The sequence below is a fragment of the Rapidithrix thailandica genome, from assembly GCF_039710355.1.
Lineage (GTDB): Bacteria > Bacteroidota > Bacteroidia > Cytophagales > Flammeovirgaceae > Rapidithrix > Rapidithrix thailandica.
In genome coordinates this window covers 1-19,004 of record NZ_JBDKWZ010000019.1, presented here as the reverse complement: position 1 = coordinate 19,004, position 19,004 = coordinate 1, and the positions used below count along the sequence as shown (strand labels likewise).

Annotated in this window: 14 protein-coding genes; 9 read left to right on the top strand and 5 right to left on the bottom strand. The window is 42.4% G+C overall.

Annotation, left to right across the window (positions count from 1 at the left end; translation table 11 throughout):
* Positions 1 to 57 precede the first annotated feature (57 nt).
* A complete protein-coding gene (locus tag AAG747_RS24210) occupies positions 58 to 2,496 on the bottom strand; it encodes a zinc-dependent metalloprotease (protein ID WP_346823831.1) in 2,439 nt (812 codons plus the stop codon).
* 310 nt (positions 2,497 to 2,806) lie between these two features.
* Between AAG747_RS24210 and AAG747_RS24205 the strand changes: the two genes are divergently transcribed.
* The 4 genes from AAG747_RS24205 to bioD are packed head-to-tail and all read left to right on the top strand — an operon-like array spanning position 2,807 to position 6,059.
* Positions 2,807 to 3,961 (top strand): aminotransferase class I/II-fold pyridoxal phosphate-dependent enzyme, encoded by a 1,155-nt coding sequence (locus AAG747_RS24205; protein ID WP_346823830.1) that lies wholly within the window; start codon positions 2,807 to 2,809, stop codon positions 3,959 to 3,961.
* Positions 3,942 to 4,601 (top strand): DUF452 family protein, encoded by a 660-nt coding sequence (locus AAG747_RS24200; RefSeq protein WP_346823829.1) that lies wholly within the window; start codon positions 3,942 to 3,944, stop codon positions 4,599 to 4,601. The genes AAG747_RS24205 and AAG747_RS24200 overlap by 20 nt, the downstream gene beginning before the upstream one ends.
* A complete protein-coding gene (locus AAG747_RS24195) occupies positions 4,598 to 5,365 on the top strand; it encodes a methyltransferase domain-containing protein (RefSeq protein ID WP_346823828.1) in 768 nt (255 codons plus the stop codon). Before AAG747_RS24200 ends, AAG747_RS24195 begins: the two co-directional genes overlap by 4 nt.
* A 34-nt stretch (positions 5,366 to 5,399) precedes the next feature.
* A complete protein-coding gene (gene bioD, locus AAG747_RS24190) occupies positions 5,400 to 6,059 on the top strand; it encodes a dethiobiotin synthase (RefSeq protein WP_346823827.1) in 660 nt (219 codons plus the stop codon).
* A 9-nt stretch (positions 6,060 to 6,068) separates the two neighbouring features.
* On the opposite strand, the gene AAG747_RS24185 is transcribed toward bioD, so the two are convergent.
* A complete protein-coding gene (locus tag AAG747_RS24185) occupies positions 6,069 to 6,749 on the bottom strand; it encodes an HAD family hydrolase (RefSeq protein WP_346823826.1) in 681 nt (226 codons plus the stop codon).
* 595 nt (positions 6,750 to 7,344) lie between these two features.
* Here AAG747_RS24185 and AAG747_RS24180 point away from each other — a divergent pair.
* Positions 7,345 to 8,406, top strand: a complete 1,062-nt coding sequence (locus AAG747_RS24180; RefSeq protein ID WP_346823825.1) for a class I fructose-bisphosphate aldolase — start codon at positions 7,345 to 7,347, stop codon at positions 8,404 to 8,406.
* A gap of 71 nt (positions 8,407 to 8,477) precedes the next feature.
* Here the strand turns inward: AAG747_RS24180 and AAG747_RS24175 are convergent, their stop codons facing one another.
* Positions 8,478 to 9,491, bottom strand: coding sequence for a metallophosphoesterase family protein (locus AAG747_RS24175; protein WP_346823824.1), 1,014 nt, complete (start codon positions 9,489 to 9,491; stop codon positions 8,478 to 8,480).
* 307 nt (positions 9,492 to 9,798) lie between these two features.
* Between AAG747_RS24175 and nrfH the strand changes: the two genes are divergently transcribed.
* The 3 genes from nrfH (at position 9,799) to AAG747_RS24160 (ending at position 15,385) form a co-directional block, all read left to right on the top strand.
* Positions 9,799 to 10,413 (top strand): cytochrome c nitrite reductase small subunit, encoded by a 615-nt coding sequence (gene nrfH, locus AAG747_RS24170; protein ID WP_346823823.1) that lies wholly within the window; start codon positions 9,799 to 9,801, stop codon positions 10,411 to 10,413.
* Between the two features lie 99 nt (positions 10,414 to 10,512).
* The gene (gene nrfA / locus AAG747_RS24165) at positions 10,513 to 12,018 is read left to right on the top strand and encodes an ammonia-forming cytochrome c nitrite reductase (RefSeq protein WP_346823822.1); all 1,506 of its coding nucleotides are present in this window, start codon (positions 10,513 to 10,515) and stop codon (positions 12,016 to 12,018) included.
* Positions 12,019 to 12,181: 163 nt separating this feature from the next.
* Complete coding sequence (locus AAG747_RS24160; RefSeq protein ID WP_346823821.1) at positions 12,182 to 15,385, top strand: cytochrome c biogenesis protein CcsA; 3,204 nt, start codon at positions 12,182 to 12,184, stop codon at positions 15,383 to 15,385.
* A 117-nt stretch (positions 15,386 to 15,502) separates the two neighbouring features.
* On the opposite strand, the gene AAG747_RS24155 is transcribed toward AAG747_RS24160, so the two are convergent.
* On the bottom strand, positions 15,503 to 16,081 hold the full coding sequence (locus tag AAG747_RS24155) for a hypothetical protein (RefSeq protein ID WP_346823820.1): 579 nt from the start codon (positions 16,079 to 16,081) through the stop codon (positions 15,503 to 15,505).
* Positions 16,082 to 16,246: 165 nt separating this feature from the next.
* On the opposite strand from AAG747_RS24155, the gene AAG747_RS29245 reads away from it, so the two are divergent.
* Positions 16,247 to 16,510 carry a transposase gene (locus tag AAG747_RS29245; RefSeq protein ID WP_430300671.1) on the top strand — a complete coding sequence of 88 codons (264 nt, stop codon included), beginning with the start codon at positions 16,247 to 16,249 and terminating at the stop codon, positions 16,508 to 16,510.
* Between the two features lie 46 nt (positions 16,511 to 16,556).
* On the opposite strand, the gene AAG747_RS24150 is transcribed toward AAG747_RS29245, so the two are convergent.
* On the bottom strand, positions 16,557 to 19,004 hold a 2,448-nt coding region (locus tag AAG747_RS24150), incomplete at its 5' end, for a glycoside hydrolase family 95 protein (protein ID WP_346823819.1).

Sequence of the window (19,004 nt, the reverse complement as noted above, 5' to 3'; positions counted from 1 at the left end):
TTAGGGGTTAGTTTAGCTAATTTCCCCCACTAATCCCTAACACCTTAAACTCCCTCCCTACTGCCCGCATCCCCACTCCATCCCGATGGGTGAGCCATCCGGAAGTGGTAACAGATCTGATACTTTGTATTTTTCCGGTTCCTTTTCAAAAGCCTTAATTAATTTTAAACCATATCCATAATGAACTTTTGATTCAGGCAATGCATATTCCGCTTTATCTTCTAGCCACTCTTTCAACAAGTCCAAGTGATAATGCGCAATAGCCTTCACTTTATTGCTAGATTTGGGATTCACGGCCAACTCCATCAACTTTTGTAATACGACATTGTCTATGGTCATTTGAACCTCTTTTTCAAAATTTTTCGGAAAAGGCTTCATAATGGTCGTTTTAATCAAACGCTTAATAACATACTCCAAACCTGGCTGCTCTTCATTCCGGGCATGATATTCCACCAAGCGGTTGGCCCTTTCGGGATGTAGCAATAAACTCAACGTCATATCCGCAGCGGACTCGGCAGCTGATAAGGGATCGAACGTCATTCCGGTTTTGACTTTTATAATTTCACGATTGCGGTAGCTACCCATAGGCCTGGGCGGTATTTGTGCCATCAATTCTTCATTCAATGCCAGAAAACTTGGGTCCAAGGTTTTGACCAAACTTTCCAGAGCCCTTTTCTGCCACTCCGGGTCAATCATTTTCGTAGCAAACTGCCCGTCACCCCGTAAAGCATAGCGGTATTCCAATCCCCCCAACACTTTGGCTACAGCTTCCGTTTGATAGCGGTGAAAGAAGTACAGGGGAGTCAACACTTCCTCCAATTTAGCCAAAGCTTCCCCTTTTCGAATGGCTTCTTCCCCAAAATTCGTCAAGGCTATTTTCCTGATTTCCATCATTCGCTCCAGTTCTGCCACAACGTCTTTACCATTGTCCCATAAATGTGCATTCGGATGGGCACTACCTTGAGGCCGGGCGTCCTGATCTGACAAAAAAGTCAAGCCTTCCTTCAAAGAAGCGCTTATGATATCATTCAGGGCTTTATTTTCATCTGTGCCTTCCGGAAAATCCTGGTACCCATAAGCAATAGCCACCTTGTCCCAGGCTCCGATTCGATCATCGTAAGCATTGTCCAATACAATCTTTCCGCCTTTTACAAAAACATAAGGATGCGGATAGTCCATCACGGAGGCTCTGCCTTCGGTACTGGATGCATAGCTATGGGCCAAACCCAGGGTATGTCCCACTTCATGAGCCGAGAGCTGGCGCAAACGGGCCAAAGCCATTTTTTCCATTGCATCCGGCACCTTTTCGCCATCTTTATAAGGGGCTAACAAGCCTTCCGCAATCAAATAGTCTTGACGCACCCGGAGTGAGCCCAAAGTCACGTGCCCTTTGATGATTTCTCCGGTTCGAGGGTCGATGACAGAAGCCCCATAGGACCACCCCCGGGTAGAGCGATGCACCCACTGGATCATATTATAGCGAACATCCATCGGATCTGCTCCATCCGGTAGCATTTTTACCTGAAAAGCCTCTTTGTAACCGATGGCTTCAAACGCCTGATTCCACCAACGGGCCCCGTCCAGCAAAGCCGAACGGATCGGCTCGGGAGTACCGGGATCCAAATAATATACAATAGGTTTGACCGGTTCACTTACTTTCGCCTTGGGATCTTTCTTTTCCAAACGGTGCCGGGCAATAAATTTTTGCTCCAATGGCACTCCTAACGGTACCGCATAATCATAATAGGCCATCGAAAAGTAACCCGCTCTGGGATCAAATTTCCGTGCTTGGTAATTATTGTCAGGTAAGGAGACAAAACTATGGTGCTGACGTACGGTAACGGCTTCGGCATTAGGAGTAACGGAGTTTATCCAACGACCTTCGGGCTTTCCTGTAAAAGTAAGGGTCACTTCAAATTCGGTGTTTTTAGGAAAATTTTTCGTCCTGGGTAAATAAAATGCGGACCGGGTCAAATCCAATGCGTAATTCCCTTGGTTTTTCCGGGCCAAAGTCCGGCTTACTCCATGGGCATCACGCAATAAAAAGTTTGTAGCGTCTATCAAATAACGTCCGGAGTTTTCTTGTTCAATTTTAAATCCCCACAATATTGATTGTGCAAATGCTTGCTCCATAGCAGCTACTTCTGCGGCATTATTACTCTTGGCCCTGAATTTATAATTAGGTTGTACTAACAAAAGCTTATTTCCGGCTTTCTCAAATTTTACAATTCGTTCAGCCCCTAATTGCCCCCTATCCAAACCGATATCATTTGACCCTACGCCTGTAGCCAAAGAATGAATGTATAAAATTTCCTCATTCAATTGCGACTTACTCACCGAAAAATAAATTTTATCATTCAAGGAATCATAGTAAAAGTCCACCAATCCCTGATAGTAAGTCTGGGAAGCTAAAAGATCCGCTTGCTTTTGCGCTGTGGCCGTATTAAAAAACAGAAGTAATAGACTAAGGATGGTGAAGGGAAGTGAGTTTTTCATTTTGCTTGTTTTAAATCATTGATTGAAATACCGGTTACCTCCATAATTCATGAAAGCAATTCTTCCGAAAAGGACTTGAAGAGATAAAAATATAGAAAAAATTCTCATCTACTACGCTCCAAAAGCAGACAATTCCTTAAGCTTGCAAAAAAGGTATGGACGAAAGGATAGAAGAAAAGAAGTGAAGGTGGACAAAAGGTTAACCCAGGCCTGCATCTCATCGAACAAGCTTTTAAGTTTGTAATCCTCTTATCCCATGAAATTCATCGACCCTTGTAAACGAGCTGAAATAGACTAATCGATACATACCATGAACACGTTTGAGCAAGCCTTGCAACAGGAGTTAAGCCAACTAAAGGAAGGTAAAAATCACCGTTTTTTAAAATCTCCGCCAGGTAAAGAGTTACTGGATGTATCATCCAATGATTATTTGGGTTTGAGAGATTTACCTCATTTACAAAAAGAGTTTTTTGAAAAACACCCGGATATTTCCCTATTCCCATTCAGTGCTTCATCTTCCCGGCTACTCACAGGCAATCATAAAGAATATTTAAAGACAGAAGAGCTACTAGCCACTCTTTTTCAACGGGAAGCCGCCTTGATTTTGAACAGTGGCTACCATGCCAACACAGGTATCCTTTCTGCCTTATGCCATAAAGATGATTTAATCATTGCGGATAAAATGGTGCATGCCAGTCTGATCGATGGTTTTCGCTTGGCTTCATGCGACTTTGTCCGGTTCAAGCACCAGGATTTCAAGCATTTGGAAAACTTGTTACAAAGGCACGCTTCAACCCATAAATGTATCTATGTAGTCACTGAGTCGATTTTCAGTATGGATGGGGATACGACCGATTTACAAGCTTTACTTGCCTTAAAGAAAAAATACGGCTTCATTTTGTATCTGGATGAAGCCCATGCAATTGGCGTACGGGGCGACAAGGGCTTGGGCTGTGCCGAAGAAGCCCAGTGCCTGCAAGCAGTCGATTTGATTGTGGGAACATTTGGAAAAGCCCTGGCCTCACAAGGCGCCTATCTCATTTGCAATCAGATAGTTAAAGACTTTCTTGTCAATAAAATGCGGAGTTTGATTTTTACGACAGGTCTCCCTCCGGTCAATGTAGCCTGGACTTATTTCATTCTTAAGCAACTCTCTGATTTTCAAAACAGAAGAAATCATCTACAACAAATCACCCAAAACCTTCGCAATGAACTGACGAAATTTTCGAACTTTGCCGTGCCGGGCGATTCACATATTGTACCGGTGGTGGTGGGCAGTAATGAACAAGCAGAAAACCTTTCCGGGTATTTACAAAGCAAGGGAATCTATGCTTTGCCGATCCGGCATCCGACCGTACCAAAAGGCACTGCCAGGGTCCGGTTTACATTACATGCAGGGATGGAGGAATCACAAATAAACCTATTGATTGAAGCATTGAAAGCCTATGAAGCTGGTTTGGAATAAAAGAGAAAAAGAAACGCAAGAACTTATCCTTTTCTTTGGGGGCTGGGGACTCGATGAGCAAATCGTGACGCACCTGTCTTCTGACACCTCCGACATTTGCTATATTCATTCGTACCACCTCCCTTGGAAGGAAGATTGGCAATTTTTAGAAGCTTATCAAAAAGTATATTTGGTAGCATGGTCCATGGGTGTTTGGGCAGCTGGGAATGTGTTTGAAAACAACACCTTTCCTTTTACTAAAACCATCGCCATCAACGGCACTTTGTCTGCCATTCACGATGAGTTGGGCATTCCCATTGCGACTTTTCAAGGTACGTTGGATCATTTTTCAGAGGCTTCGCGCGACAAATTCTTTTTCAGAATGCTGGGAAGCAAAAGTGCTTTTCAACAATTTACACCCCCTCAAAGAACCCTGGAAAACCAGCGGGAAGAACTGGCATTTTTCCTGGAGAAGGTAATGTCCCTCCCCACTCCCTCCTTTAACTGGGATAAGGCGTTGATTGGTAACCAGGACAGGATCTTTCCCATAAAAAATTTACTTCATTTTTGGAACGGACGTGGTACGGAGGTGCACACGCTAGATGCAGCACATGCTCCTTTTCATTTCTTTGAAAATTGGGAACAATTACTAAGTGTATGAAGATGGATAAGACAGTGGTCAAAAAGCGGTTTCAACGGAGTTTAGCATCTTATCCCGGACAAGCTCAAGTACAAAGGAAAGTCGCTGAAAAACTCGTCAATAAGACCTTGGAACTTGGAGGAAGTGTTTTTGAGAATGCTGTTGAAATTGGCACCGGAACCGGAACCCTGACCCGGTGTTTTTTAGAAAAAGCGATTGTCAAGCATCTCATCCTTAACGACCTGGTACCGGAGGTAAAACCTTTGCTCGAAGTCATTTTACAGAACCATCCTCAAATATCCGTACAGTATTGCTGGGGAGATGGGGAAAAGATACATATCCCTACAGCCACGGATTTGCTGATCAGTGGCTCTACCATACAATGGTTTGAATCACCCTTTGCCTTTTTAAAGAAGGTCCATACATCGTTGAAAAAGGGGGCACTGATTGCATTCAGCACCTTTGGCAATGAAAATTTCAAAGAAATAAAAACCTTAACGGGAAGCGGCTTAACCTACTATGAGTTAAGTAGTTGGAGTCATGAACTTCAAGAGATATTTGAAATAGCATACACCGAGGAGTTTTGGGAAACTCTCTACTTTGCCTGCCCGAAAGAGGTATTGAAGCATTTACAAAAAACCGGAGTGAACGGCCTTCAAAGGCAAAAGTGGACACCCGGGAAATTTCAACAGTTTCAAGAAGAATATATCCGCCAATTCAGTCAACATAACGGATCTGTCAAGCTTACTTACCATCCACAAATCATCATTTTAAGAAAAAAATAAGACCACGATTGACCAATCATTAAGATCCAACATCATGAACAAACCTCTTTTTATCAGTGCTATCGATACGGACGCGGGCAAGAGTATATTCACCGGTTTATTGGCCAAATACCTAATGGATCAAGGGCAAAAAGTAATCACCCACAAAATGGCCCAAACAGGTTGCCAAGGCATTTCGGAAGATATTCAAACACATCGTAAGCTCTGTGGTATTGACCTTCTTCCGGAAGATTACCAGGGAGCGACCTGCCCTTATGTGTTTAAGTATCCGGCATCTCCCCACTTGGCGGCTGCCTTGGAAAAACAAGAAATTGATCCTTCCGTCATATTACAAAGTATTGAACAGTTACAAACCTCTTATGAAACCGTATTGGTAGAAGGTGCCGGAGGTTTGCTGGTTCCGGTCAAACCGGGATACACCACTATTGATTTTATTCAGGAGCATCAATTTCCATTGGCCTTGGTCAGCTCGGCCCGTTTGGGAAGCATCAATCATACTTTATTGTCACTGGAGGCCTGTCTGCATCGAAATATTGAGGTAAAATATTTGGTGTACAATCACTATCCCAAAGCTCCCGAACATATTTCTATTGATACCCTGGAGGTTTTTAAAGAATATTTACATCAACACTTCCCTCAGTGCCGGGTCATTCATATGCCTTTGGATAGGGCCCCTTTACGATTCGATGGATAAGCACTTACGTTATAGATTCCAGATCTCTAACAATTCCGACAAATGATGGATGATTATATCCGGTTCTTCCCGTTGGAGCTCTTCAAGAGTAAATGCTCCTGAACTTATGGCAATGACCTGAGCACAACCCGTATTTTTCCCTTGTTGAATATCAGCCGGAGTGTCTCCTACTTTCGCCACTTCCTTAGCAGACCCAATCTGAAATTGTTCCATATGCCGGACAATCATATCCGGATAGGGCCGGCCTTTTTCCACTTCATCACTGGTTACACTGGCATCAATCAAACCCTTCTCAAGCCACTTCAAACGCTCGATAATAACATTGGCTGTCCGTCTGTCAAATCCCGTATCAATCCCAATTTTGATTCCTTTGGCTTTTAATTTTTTAAACAACTCCACACAACCTGGCATTTCCTCTACACTTTTATCTTCCTGATAAAATCGAATAATTTCTTTTTGAAACCTTTCGTGAATAGCTACTGCCTGCATTTCTTCCCAATGCCCCTTTCCTTTTACCGCATCCAATATCCTGCGCACCCCTACCGGCTTAGGTACTGCTATGGATTTATTGGCTAATTGCCGATCGATGGAAATGCCTTCACTGGCAAAAGCAGCAATCAGGCTGTCATGTACGCCAAAAGTATTGTTGACGGTGGTACCCGCCATATCAAAAACGACAAGTTTTAACATCTGAATCAAAGGTTTATATATTCTCAAATAAACGAGTACTTTCAAAGTATAATCAGTAACATCTCACAATCCTGTCTATATAGGAGAATAGTACTTCTTTAAGTTTAAAAATACTAAACTTTTTTAATAAAAAGTATACATATAGTAAAAAATAAATTTTCAAGATAGCAAATAACAGGGCTTGAGAAAGGAGGTAAACCCTACTTGACACAATCATCAATAAAACCATGATAGCCAAATACTTAAAAACAGATTATATGGAATAAAAGTCAGGGTTATTAAACTATTAATTCTTTAAATATCTTGAGCTTCGGGTTATCTCACCTACTCATATTTTATATCCCTCTGAATCTCTATCCATCACAAAAAGCAATTTTTCACAGCCTTTCAGAAAGTCATTGTTCGCCATTTCTTTTATGATGGAATGCCTGATTACATTTGAAAAGAATGAATTCCTTTTTTATCTTTCTTATAAAAGTGAGAAAGGATAAAATGGAATAGGAAAATGAAGTAATCTTCCTCAATTGCGCTTCTCTTCCAAGTCATTTTGGTTCTCTTTCAACAATAAACAAAAACCTTTAAACACACATCAATTATGAACACCATGGATCACATCGCTTCCCTTCTGGGCAAAGAAGCAGAAGCCTTACTACAACATGAATGTACTACCCTTAGCAAGACACAACTGAACCTCCCCGGCCCTGATCATTTGGACAATGCTTTTGGCCATAGTAACCGTTCACCGCAAGTGCTGAGGAGCTTGCAGCAAATTTACCATACAGGCAGACTATCGGGTAGTGGCTATCTTTCTATATTGCCGGTAGATCAAGGTATCGAACATACAGCCGGTAGTTCTTTTGCGCCTAATCCGATTTATTTTGACCCGGAAAATATTTTGGAATTAGCTCTCGAAGCAGGATGCAACGCAGTTGCTACGACCTTCGGAGGCTTGGCCTTAATGTCCCGGAAATATGCCCATAAAATTCCTTTTATTGTCAAAATCAACCATAATGAATTACTGACTTACCCGAATAAATACGATCAAGTACTGTTTGGCTCTGTGCGCGAAGCGTGGGAACTGGGTGCAGTAGCAGTAGGCGCTACGATTTATTTTGGTTCGGAAGAAGCTAACCGGCAAATGGTGGAAATTGCCCAGGCGTTTGAAGAAGCCCATGAGTTGGGCATGGCCACCGTGCTTTGGTGTTATTTGCGCAATAGTGATTTCAAAAAGGGTTCCACGGATTTTCATACGGCAGCCGACCTGACCGGGCAAGCCAATCACCTCGGCGTCACACTACGGGCCGATTTGATCAAGCAAAAACTCCCTACCAATAATGGCGGTTTTACCCAATTGAAATTTGGCAAAACCCACCCGGCTATGTACGAACAGCTTTGCAGCGACCACCCCATTGACCTGTGCCGCTACCAAGTAGCCAACTGCTATATGGGCAGGATCGGATTGATCAACTCCGGCGGAGCTTCTCAAGGAGCCTCTGATTTTGCCGAAGCTGCGAAAACTGCCGTGATTAACAAAAGAGCCGGAGGTTCGGGATTGATCTCCGGACGCAAAGCCTTCCAACGCCCGATGAAAGAGGGAATTGAGTTATTGCACTTGATTCAGGATGTATATCTCACACAAGAAATTGACCTTGCCTAACCAAACGACAAAAGGGCTCCACTTAATAAAGTCAAGGGGAGTCCTTTGTTTTGTTACGATTTTCCGGGAAGCTATAACTTTACTTCGTAATCGGAAATTTGCGGAGTGCCTTCACTTCCGAAAATACCTTTACGGATTCCCACTCGCTCCGGAGTAACAGGCGCCCATTGACTACGCACTCCTTGTACTTTTAAAATCCCTCCTTTGGGCTCAATCGAAACAAAGGCATACAAAGCCTCTTTGTACATACCCATATTGGGTAAATGGGGATATTGTTCCAAAAGCTGTGAGTCATAATGGTTTAAAAATTTCTTATGCCCAAACCAATGATATGACATACTGTTGATTTCAAAATAATGAATACCATTCAGCACCCGGTGAAAGTCGATATGGTTATGCCCGTTAAGACAAGCTATTACTTTATTGTACCCGGCCTTTTGGTTGACTTGTTCCATAATTAACTGAAGTCTTAACCGGTTCTTTACTCCCATTTGATGATGCATCAAGCCTTGATGAGAAAAAACAATGGTAGGCTTGGAAGTCGCCTCCAAATCGGCTTGAAACCATTCGATTTGACGGTCGTCAATAAAAGTTCTTACATTGAAATCTACATAAAAATTCCCTTTTTGATAGTCGGTAAACGTACCGTCCTGATACAGATAGTTCGCATCCAGTACCACAAAATGATAACCTTGGCTATCAAAAGAATAATACTTTCCGGGCATCTCCAAAAATTCCATCATTTGCTCTTTGGTATTATAATCCATATCATGATTGCCAAGGACATGATAGGTTGGAACTTTTACTTGTTCGAAGCGCTTTAAAAAAGGTTTATTTTGCTCCTTGGCAAAACAAAAATCACCCAAATTGATTATAAAATCAGGTTTTTCTTCCTCTGCTTTTTCGATAAAGGCCTCTAGCCGTTGGTCCGCATCCGGGATGATGTCTTTGTGCGGATCGGCAATCACGCCAAATTTCAACGATTTCCATTTGTGGGTTTTACCCAATGCCACAGAAGTAAAAGGCAACATCAAACCTGCCGAACCAATCGTGAGTTGTTGTAGAAATTTTCTTCTTCCTTTCATATTTTTCGAATGTCTTTTTCCTTAGGACAAGTACCAATCGCTTTTCCCTGACAAATAACTACGGAATTTATATTTTTTTATAAAGAAGTGAATTAACCTTTTTCTTTTTCCTGAAAAATGTTTCAAAAATAAAGCGAAGTACCTCAAAAGACACAGAACCTGTTTTTTACACTTTTCTTCTATAAAAAATATTCTCCCTAAAAACCATGATTAAAATCATCTTTTTTACCTCCAAATACCTCTTTAATTTCAATAGAAAGAATGATAATTTAGCTCAGGCAAACAAATACACTACACAACCTTGAGCATGTTTAAATTTTTAATTCCACCGCCAAAATGGCAAGTTCCGGTGATCATTTTATTAGGAGCAATTCTGGGGTTGGGCATCTATATGATCCGCTTATCCGAAGCGTATTCCTATCTGTCAGATGATCCGCGGGCCTGTATCAATTGCCATGTGATGACGCCTCAGTACATTACTTACAAACATAGTTCTCACCGGGAAGTGGCCAGTTGCAACGATTGTCATGTACCCCATGATCATATAGCCAACACCTACTATTTTAAAGCGAAGGACGGTTTGTACCATGCCTCTGTTTTCACCCTGCGCATGGAACCTCAAACCATCAAGATGCGGCCGCCTTCGGTAGCAGTAGTTCAAGACAACTGTATCCGTTGTCATACCGATCAGGTGACTGACGCTCAAACCGCCTCTTGGGTAGCCGATCACATCAACAGTCGCACCAACCGCTTGTGCTGGGAATGCCACCGGGAAGTACCCCATGGCAGAGTAAGAAGCCTTTCGGCAATCGGATATCATATTGAGCCTTTGAAATCACAAGAGGAAAAAGAACTGATAGTGCCGGAGTGGATCAAAAAAGAGATGGAAAAGGACAAAACTCAAAAGACTTCCGACCAGTAGTCAATCACATCTCTAAAGTGGCTTTCATTAAAATGACGGCCTTTAAAAATTCATAAAAAAAAATTAAAACTCTGAATCATAGATTAAATCAACGAAACAATGGCTGGTAAAACTAACGTACGCAATTGGCTACTATTCATAGCCACCGTAATCCTTTTCTTTTTTCTGGGAATATTGGCTTCGAGCATTGTCAGCCGGAAGACAGAAGCGCGCTTTGCTTATCAACCGCAAACGGAAATCGGTGCCAATGAGCCGCGCAATGACGTTTGGGGCAAAAACTATCCCCGTCAATATCAATCGTTTTTAAAAACATCAGATACCACTTTCAAAAGCTTGCACAATGGCAACGCTCTTCGCGATGCATTGGACGAAAACCCTCGTATGGTAGTGCTTTGGGCAGGCTATGGTTTTTCCAAAGATTACAGCCAGCCTCGCGGGCACTTTTATGCCATTGATGATATTCATAATACCTTGCGTACCGGAGGCCCGAAAGGAGAAGGCGATGGCCCCATGCCCAGTACTTGCTGGACCTGTAAAAGTCCGGATGTGCCCCGCTTAATGAATGAAAATGGAATTGCCGAATTTTACTCCGGAAAGTGGGCTGACAAAGGTGCTGAGGTCGTAAACCCTATTGGATGTGCAGATTGCCACGAGCCGAATACGATGAGTCTTCAAATTTCGCGTCCGGCCTTGATCGAGGCGTTTGAAGCGATGGGAAAAGATATCAACCAGGCTTCTCATCAGGAAATGCGCTCTTTGGTTTGTGCTCAATGCCATGTAGAATACTATTTTAACAAAAAGCTTCCCGGAAAAGAAGGGATTCCCTACCTGGTCTTTCCTTGGAAAAACGGAACGAGTGTAGAAGATATGGAAAAATATTACGATGAAATCGAGTTTTCGGACTGGACGCATGCCATCAGCAAAACGCCAATGTTAAAAGCCCAACACCCCGGCTATGAAGTCTTCAGCACCGGAATCCACGCCAAACGGGGCGTTTCTTGTGCCGATTGTCATATGCCTTACACCAGTGAAGGTGGACAGAAATTCACCGACCACCATATCCAATCTCCGCTCAACAACGTGGCCAACTCTTGCCAGGTATGCCACCGGGAGGATGCCAAAGACTTGATCGAAGATGTTTATACCCGTCAGAACCAGATCAAATTCAATCAGAATAAACTGGAAGAATTGCTTGTTCGTGCCCATGTAGAGGCTGGCAAAGCCTGGGAACTGGGTGCTTCCGAAAGCCAAATGAAAGCCATCCTTCAGGACATTCGTCATGCACAATGGCGTTGGGATTTTGCGGCTGCTTCTCATGGAGGATCTTTCCACTCTCCGGTGGAAATCAGCCGGGTAGTCGGCTCAGGCATCGACATTGCGCAAGAAGCAAGGATTAAATTGGCTCGGTTGCTTTCCGAATTAGGACACAATCAGCCTGTACCTTATCCGGATATCAATACCAAAGAAAAAGCTCAAGTATTTGTAGGTCTGGACATGGAAAAATTAAAATCAGAGAAGGCGGAATTTAAGAAAAACCTCTTGCCTACCTGGATGGCAAACAATAAGACTCCGGGAAAACAGGATGTAGAAATCAGTCAGCAATAAACGGGTAAATAGATTTTCAATAGAGGTGTATTATTATATCAACACCTCTATTGAAAAAAGAGAAGGAGGTGACTCCCACAAGTAAAAAGTTTAACCTTCCGAAATATTCATTCTTTCAATCCCCCAATTCTTTATTCTTAATAACCATATCCGTGAACCAATAATGAGAACTATTTGGAGTCTTATAGTGAGTGGAAAAACAACGTTGGTTTTATTTTTCCTTTATGCTTTGGCAATGGGAACCGCCACGTTTGTAGAAAATGATTTTGGTACTCCGGCTGCCCGCAACCTGGTCTACGAAGCATGGTGGTTTGAGTGGATCATGCTCCTGTTAGGAGTAAACTTTATTGGAAATATTTTCAAATATAAACTTTTACAAAGAAAAAAACTCCCGATTCTCTTGTTTCACCTCGCCTTCATTTTGGTGTTGGCAGGAGCCTGGGTGACCCGCTATCTGGGTTTTGAAGGCATCCTCCGCATCCGGGAGAACCAAGCCAACAACCGGATGATTACAGAGAAATTTTACCTTTCGGGAATGATCGAAACTCCAGGCTGGCAACAAGCCTTTGAATTTCAGGAAAAACTAGGTCTTTTCGACCATGATTTCCATCAAGAAATCTCTATGGGAGACAAAACCATTGCCCTGGAAGTTGTTCAGTTTATACCACAAGCCGAGCCTCAAATCATACCAGACACCCAAGGGAGCGCACTATTACAGTTAGTTGTGGCCGACTCATCCGGGCGAAAGGACCATTTTCTGCAAAAAGGGCAACAAGTCCACACCAAACATCTGACGTTCCAATTTGGCCCCCAAACAAAAAATACGATCTCTTTGGTCGAAACGGACTCCGGGTTTTATATGTGTCATCCTGTCCCTTTACAATTTATGCATATGGATACACAGGAAGCGGGAATATTGCCGGGGGGGAGTTATTCCAAACTGAAACTCCGCACCCTCTATCAACACCACAACTTGCGGTTTACCATACCGGCCATTCATGCCAATTCTTCGCTAAAATATGTGACTTGTCAAGACAAAGAAAAAGCCAAGCAACTGGACGATTTAACGATTGTGAAAGTAAGCTTTAACGGGGAAACGCAACAGGCGAACTTATGGTCTGCTCAAGGATTTATCAGCCGGCCAGAGCAAATACAGGTGGGAGGAGCCGACTGTGTACTGAGTTATGGACCGAAAGTTCACGAGCTTCCTTTTTCATTGTATCTGCGGGATTTTCAATTGGAGCGGTATCCGGGTTCACAAAGCCCCTCATCCTATGCCAGTGAGGTCACCGTGATGGATGCAGGTCAAGAAACGCCCACCCGTATTTTCATGAACAATGTACTTGATTACAAAGGGTATCGCTTTTTTCAGGCCTCTTATGATACGGATGAAAAAGGTACCGTACTCTCTGTAAATCACGATTGGTGGGGTACACAAATCACTTATATGGGCTACTTTCTCATGGGATTGGGTATGTTCCTTACCTTATTCGGTAAGGGTTCCCGCTTTTTACAATTAAACAAACAATTGAATTCCTTGAAAAAACGAAGCGTCCCGGTAGCCGTATTTTTGACATTACTTGTCGCTCTCCCCTATTCTTCAAGAGCAAACGAAGTTGATTCATTGGAATCTTTCAATGAAGAAGACATTACCCATTGGCTTTCGCTACAATACATCGCACCCAATCATGCGGATAACTTTGGGGCCTTATTGGTGCAAGACCTGGACGGACGCATCAAACCCATCAATTCCCTGGCTTCCGAATTTTTAAGAAAGTTGATGCGCAAAACGCATTATACTTTTCAAGTAAAAGAAGAAACTTATACGTACTCAGCCGATCAGGTGTTCTTGGCTATCAATGCCGAACCAACAGCTTGGTCGTTCATTCCCTTAATCAAGATTGATCCTAAAAAAGGGAAGGAAATTCAAAAGATTGTCCCTGTGAATTCAAAAAGCCTGGCAGCTTTCCGGGACTTTTTTGATGAAAAAGGCAATTACCTCTTATTCGAACAAGTAGAAAAAGCCAATTTGAAAAAACCTGCCGAACGCTCCGAATTGGACAATGAATTGATCAATGTGGATGAACGGTTTAATATTCTATATCATACCCTTAGCGGAAAATATTTAAAAATCTTTCCTCTGCCCAATGATCCTTCGCATACCTGGTACCCTGGGCAACAAGATGCTTCCGTGTTCAAGGGTGAGGACAGTGTATTTGTCAAAAATATTCTACCGATCTATTATCAAAGCATTCAACAAGCCCGTACCGATAAGCAATGGGAAAAACCGGAAGAGTATTTGGACTATATTAAAACCTATCAAAACAAGATGGGTGAAGCAGTGTTACCAGCTGAAGAGCAAGTCAAAGCCGAACTCTTATACAACCGGCTCGACTTGTTTAGCTTTCTCTTTAAAGTTTGTTGGATATTAGGGCCCATCATGTTAGTCCTGGCAATTGTGAGAGTTTTTGCTGTTAAACGGACTTGGGTAAAAGCCTCCTGGTGGTTTATGTTGGCTTTATCGATGGCCGTCTTTCTCTTACACACCTTCAACTTGCTTTTACGTTGGTATGCCGGTGGGCATGCTCCTTGGAGTAATGGCTACGAAATGACCCTTTTGGTATCTTGGTCACTGTTACTATTTGGTTGGGTCTTCAGCAAAAAATCCGATTTTACCTTACCCCTTTCCGTTCTTTTTTCCGGTACGTTACTTTTTGTAGCCTGGCTGGATTGGCTTAACCCGGAGATTACCAACCTGGTACCTGTGCTGAAATCTTACTGGCTTAAAATCCATGTCGCAATAATTGTCGGAAGTTATGCCCCCCTTGCTTTGTCGGCCTTACTCGGTACACTCAGTTTGTTTTTTATGATTTTCAAAAATGAAAACAACCAAAAGGCCCTGAGTAAAAGTATTACGGAATTGACCTGTATCAACGAAATGTCCATGACCATCGGACTGTTTCTCTTATCAGTCGGTACATTTTTAGGAGGGGTTTGGGCCAATGAATCCTGGGGTCGCTACTGGGCCTGGGATCCCAAAGAAACCTGGGCATTGATCAGTATCATAGTATATGCATTTGTTCTACATATGCGTTTCGTTCCGGGCATGAAGGGGCATTATGCTTTTAACCTGGCCGGCTTGTTAGCGTTTGCCTCTATTTTGATGACCTCCTTTGGTGTAAATTACTATTTGGCGGGTTTACATTCCTACGCCAAAGGCGATCCCGTACCAGTGCCCGACTTTGTGTATTGGACCATCGCTTTCGTGGCCTTGCTCGCAGTAGTTTCTTATATTCAGTATCGAAAGTTTAAGAAGCTTCAAAAAAGCAATAAAGGCAAAGAAACTGAAGAAAAAGTCCTTGCCTGAAAAGAATAGCATTTCTCCGGAAATTTTATTTCTGTCCTATGGCAGGCCGTATCCTCCGGGAGAAGGGCCTGCCTGCTTCTTTAGCCTATAGTCCTCAACCTTCACCCCCTACTCTTTTCAGCCCTTCCAAAACGACACTAAATAGATCACTCCATAAATCCAACAAGTATACATCAACGTATATCCGGCACCATACAGCATACTTTTATCCGGCTTGCCTTTACAGATCATCGATTTTTTGAAAACCAACCTGAGCGCTCTAAAAAAGATCCAATAGAGCATGGCAACAAATGCCAATATTCCCATCCAAAGGATCGCTCCAAACACCCAAATGAATATGCTGAACACGATCATAAGTACCAGCCAAATAAGCAGGTTTATCAAGAAATTATCCCCTTCATCCGGAAATTTCAAGTTACCAGCCAACATCCCGTCATGCCATTCACCTACGGTTTCCATCGAAAAGCGGTCCGTGATTTTACCCAGGTTATCTTGTAATTTCACTCCTCTATACAATCCGATGGAAATAAAAAGAAAAAAGGAAATCGATAAGATACCGGTAGACCAAACCGAGTTTTCGATGAGGGTTCTTTCCTTTCCCAGTCCCAATAACCATACTCCGATAACTGTCAGAAATATCACCAATAATGTAATTGTAAAGGTACTTTTGGTAGAGATGTAAGAAGGTCTTTTCATTTGGAATACGTTCTAATCGTCTTATACTTTTTTATTTTTTTAATACTGAAGTGATTTGAACTTTACGAATAAAAAAATGAAAAAACACGTATCAACTCCGGACTTAGTGGATATCTGACCTCCCACTAAACCCAAGAGCATGATACGCATTCTAAACAAAGATAGATAATTAGGCATTTTATTCCCTATTTAAGCAAAGCCAAACGTGGCTATGTCAGCAAGGTTCCCTTAGGGGAGGTTGTCAATGCCATTCTTTACAAGTTCAAAACAGGTGTTCATTGGTCGCTTCTACTCTGTAAGTCACTGATTAGAAGCAATAAGACCAAGCTTGGAGCCATATACCACCACTTCAGGAAATGGAGCAAGGAGGGTAGTTGGCAGCGTGCCTGGATGCATAAACTTAACTCGCACAGCGGGTTGATAACATAGTTAAAGGACATAATGATTTGAATATTGTTTTCACTTGAACCATAAATTAATTGGTGATTTCAGTTTTACCGACTTCTGTTTCTATTGTTTTAACCTTACCATTATATCGTACTTGTGCTTTTGTTCCCTTAACAGACTCAACAGTTGCTTTTGTAACTTGACCGTTTTGCCATTCAATATCTACAATAAAATTTCCACGTGCTCGCAAACCAGACACCTTACCATCTTTCCAAGTGTCGGGTAATGCCGGTAATAAATCGATGATAATATCTCCTTTATCTAATTTTTCATGGCTTTGCAATAACATTTCGGCTACACAAGCTGTGCCTCCAAAATTACCATCGATTTGAAATGGCGGATGACTATCAAATAAATTGGGAGCACTTTTGGCTATTAAATTATTTACTAAAATATTGGCATGATTTCCATCGTGTAAGCGCGCCCAAAAATTGGCTTTCCAAGCCATGCTCCAACCTGTTGCATGGTCGCCACGCACTAACAAACTCTTACGGGCACCTTCCATCAATTCTGGGCTTGCAAGGGTTATTTCATTGCCTGGGTACAGTCCCCATAAATGCGATACATGGCGGTGCTTGGGGTCTACCTCTTCAAATTCTTCTTGCCATTCCATAATACGGCCGTCTTTGCCCAATTGAGTAGGCGTTAACTGCGATCGAGCTTTGTCTAATTTTTTAGCAAAGGCTTTATCAATTTTTAAAATACGGGCAGCTTCAGCTGTGTTTTCAAACAAACTCCGGGTAATTTGCATATCGAAGGTTGAGCCCACACAAAACGCTGTTTTTCCCTTTGTACCATCCTTTTTGGTGTAGTAAAATTCGTTTTCTGGGGAATTCGATGGATTGGTAACCAAACTCCCTGTTTTGGGGTCTTTTACCAAAGCTGAAAGCATAAACTCTGAAGCCCCTTTTAATAAAAAATAGTTAGCTTTCAAAAACTGTTTATCGCGTGTGAAATTATAATGCATCCAGATATGCTGTGTTAACCAATCGCCACAAACAGGACCAACACAAGCGGGTAAATGGGAAGGTGCCGTTTCGTACCAGGGGTTTTGAGTATGGTAGGCCATCCAACCGGGTGCATTGTAATACGCTTTTGCTGTTTGTTCACCACTTTTTGCAACAGGTTTAATAAACTCTAATAGAGGCAAATGACAATCCGAAAGCCCTGTAACTTCAGCAGGCCAATAATTCATTTGTAAATTAATATTACTATGAAAATCGCCACGCCATGGTGTACTCAATTCTTCTGCCCAAATGCCTTGTAAATTTAAAGGCAATGGGGAATCCGGTTGGGAACCAGCTACCATTAAATGCCGGCCAAATTGAAAGAATAATGCCGCTAATGACGGATCAGGTTCTGCATTTACTAACTTAACTCTTTCGGGGGTTGTTAAATGCGAGTTCTTACCATCGGGTAAAGTTAATTTACAACGCTCCATAAACGATTGATGAAGATTCGCTGCATTATATTTCAGCGTTTCAAACGAAAGGTTTTCGGCTAACTTTATCCGTTCTCGAACTTGTGACTTATACTGTGGATTTCTTAAATTGGTTCCCGCTGAAACAAATAAAATGACTTCGGTAGCATCTTTAATTTGAATGCCGTTTGCAGTAGTATTTATAATGCCTTGCTCTCCTTTTGGTATTTGAGCCGACAAAACCGCCATATATTTTATGCCCCCAACATTAATATTATCTCCCGGAGGTGTAAAGGGTAATTGCCCTTCCATGATTTGCAAATTGTTTTCGCTATAAAATGGAGATGCGAGCTCTTGCGGAGCCGTTATTTCTTTTCGAGACAATGCTGCCGAAAAGTTTAACTCCCCCGCTTTGTCAGTCGAAATCCGCATAGCGATAATTTCTTCGGGTTTTGATGCAATTAACTCACGAGTATATGTAATGCCATTTTGTGTATAGGTTGTTGTGGCAATTCCTGTCATTAAATCAAGCTCGCGGTGGTAATCTGTAAACTTAGGGCTTGCATCATTAAATTGAAGAGTTAAATCCCCTAAGGTTTGATAACACCCAAACTGGTCGGTTTCCCACCAGCCTTTTACCCCATCGGCATAGCTAAATTTTTCCTTAAGTAATTCGGATGCAGCTTCATAATCGCCAGCAAATAATTTTTCACGTGCTTCGGGCAGCGATTGATAAGCGTCTAATCTATCGGCTGGATACTCCCCCCCAGACCACATTGAGCTTTCGTTTAACACAATTCGGCCTGTCGCTATGCCACCTAAATCCATGGCGCCAAGGCGTCCGTTTCCTATGGGGCACGACTCTTCAAACGACTTCCCTGGCTTATCAAACCAAATACTTGTTGATGTCTTTGTAGAAGAGGAGGTATTTTGCCTGGTTTCAGTTTGTGACAAGGTATCTTGATAGCGAAACCAGTCGAAATCGGCAATACCATCTACACCGTCTTCCGTTGTACTAAAATTAAATAAAGCAAAACGATTGGCGGTCCATGGCCA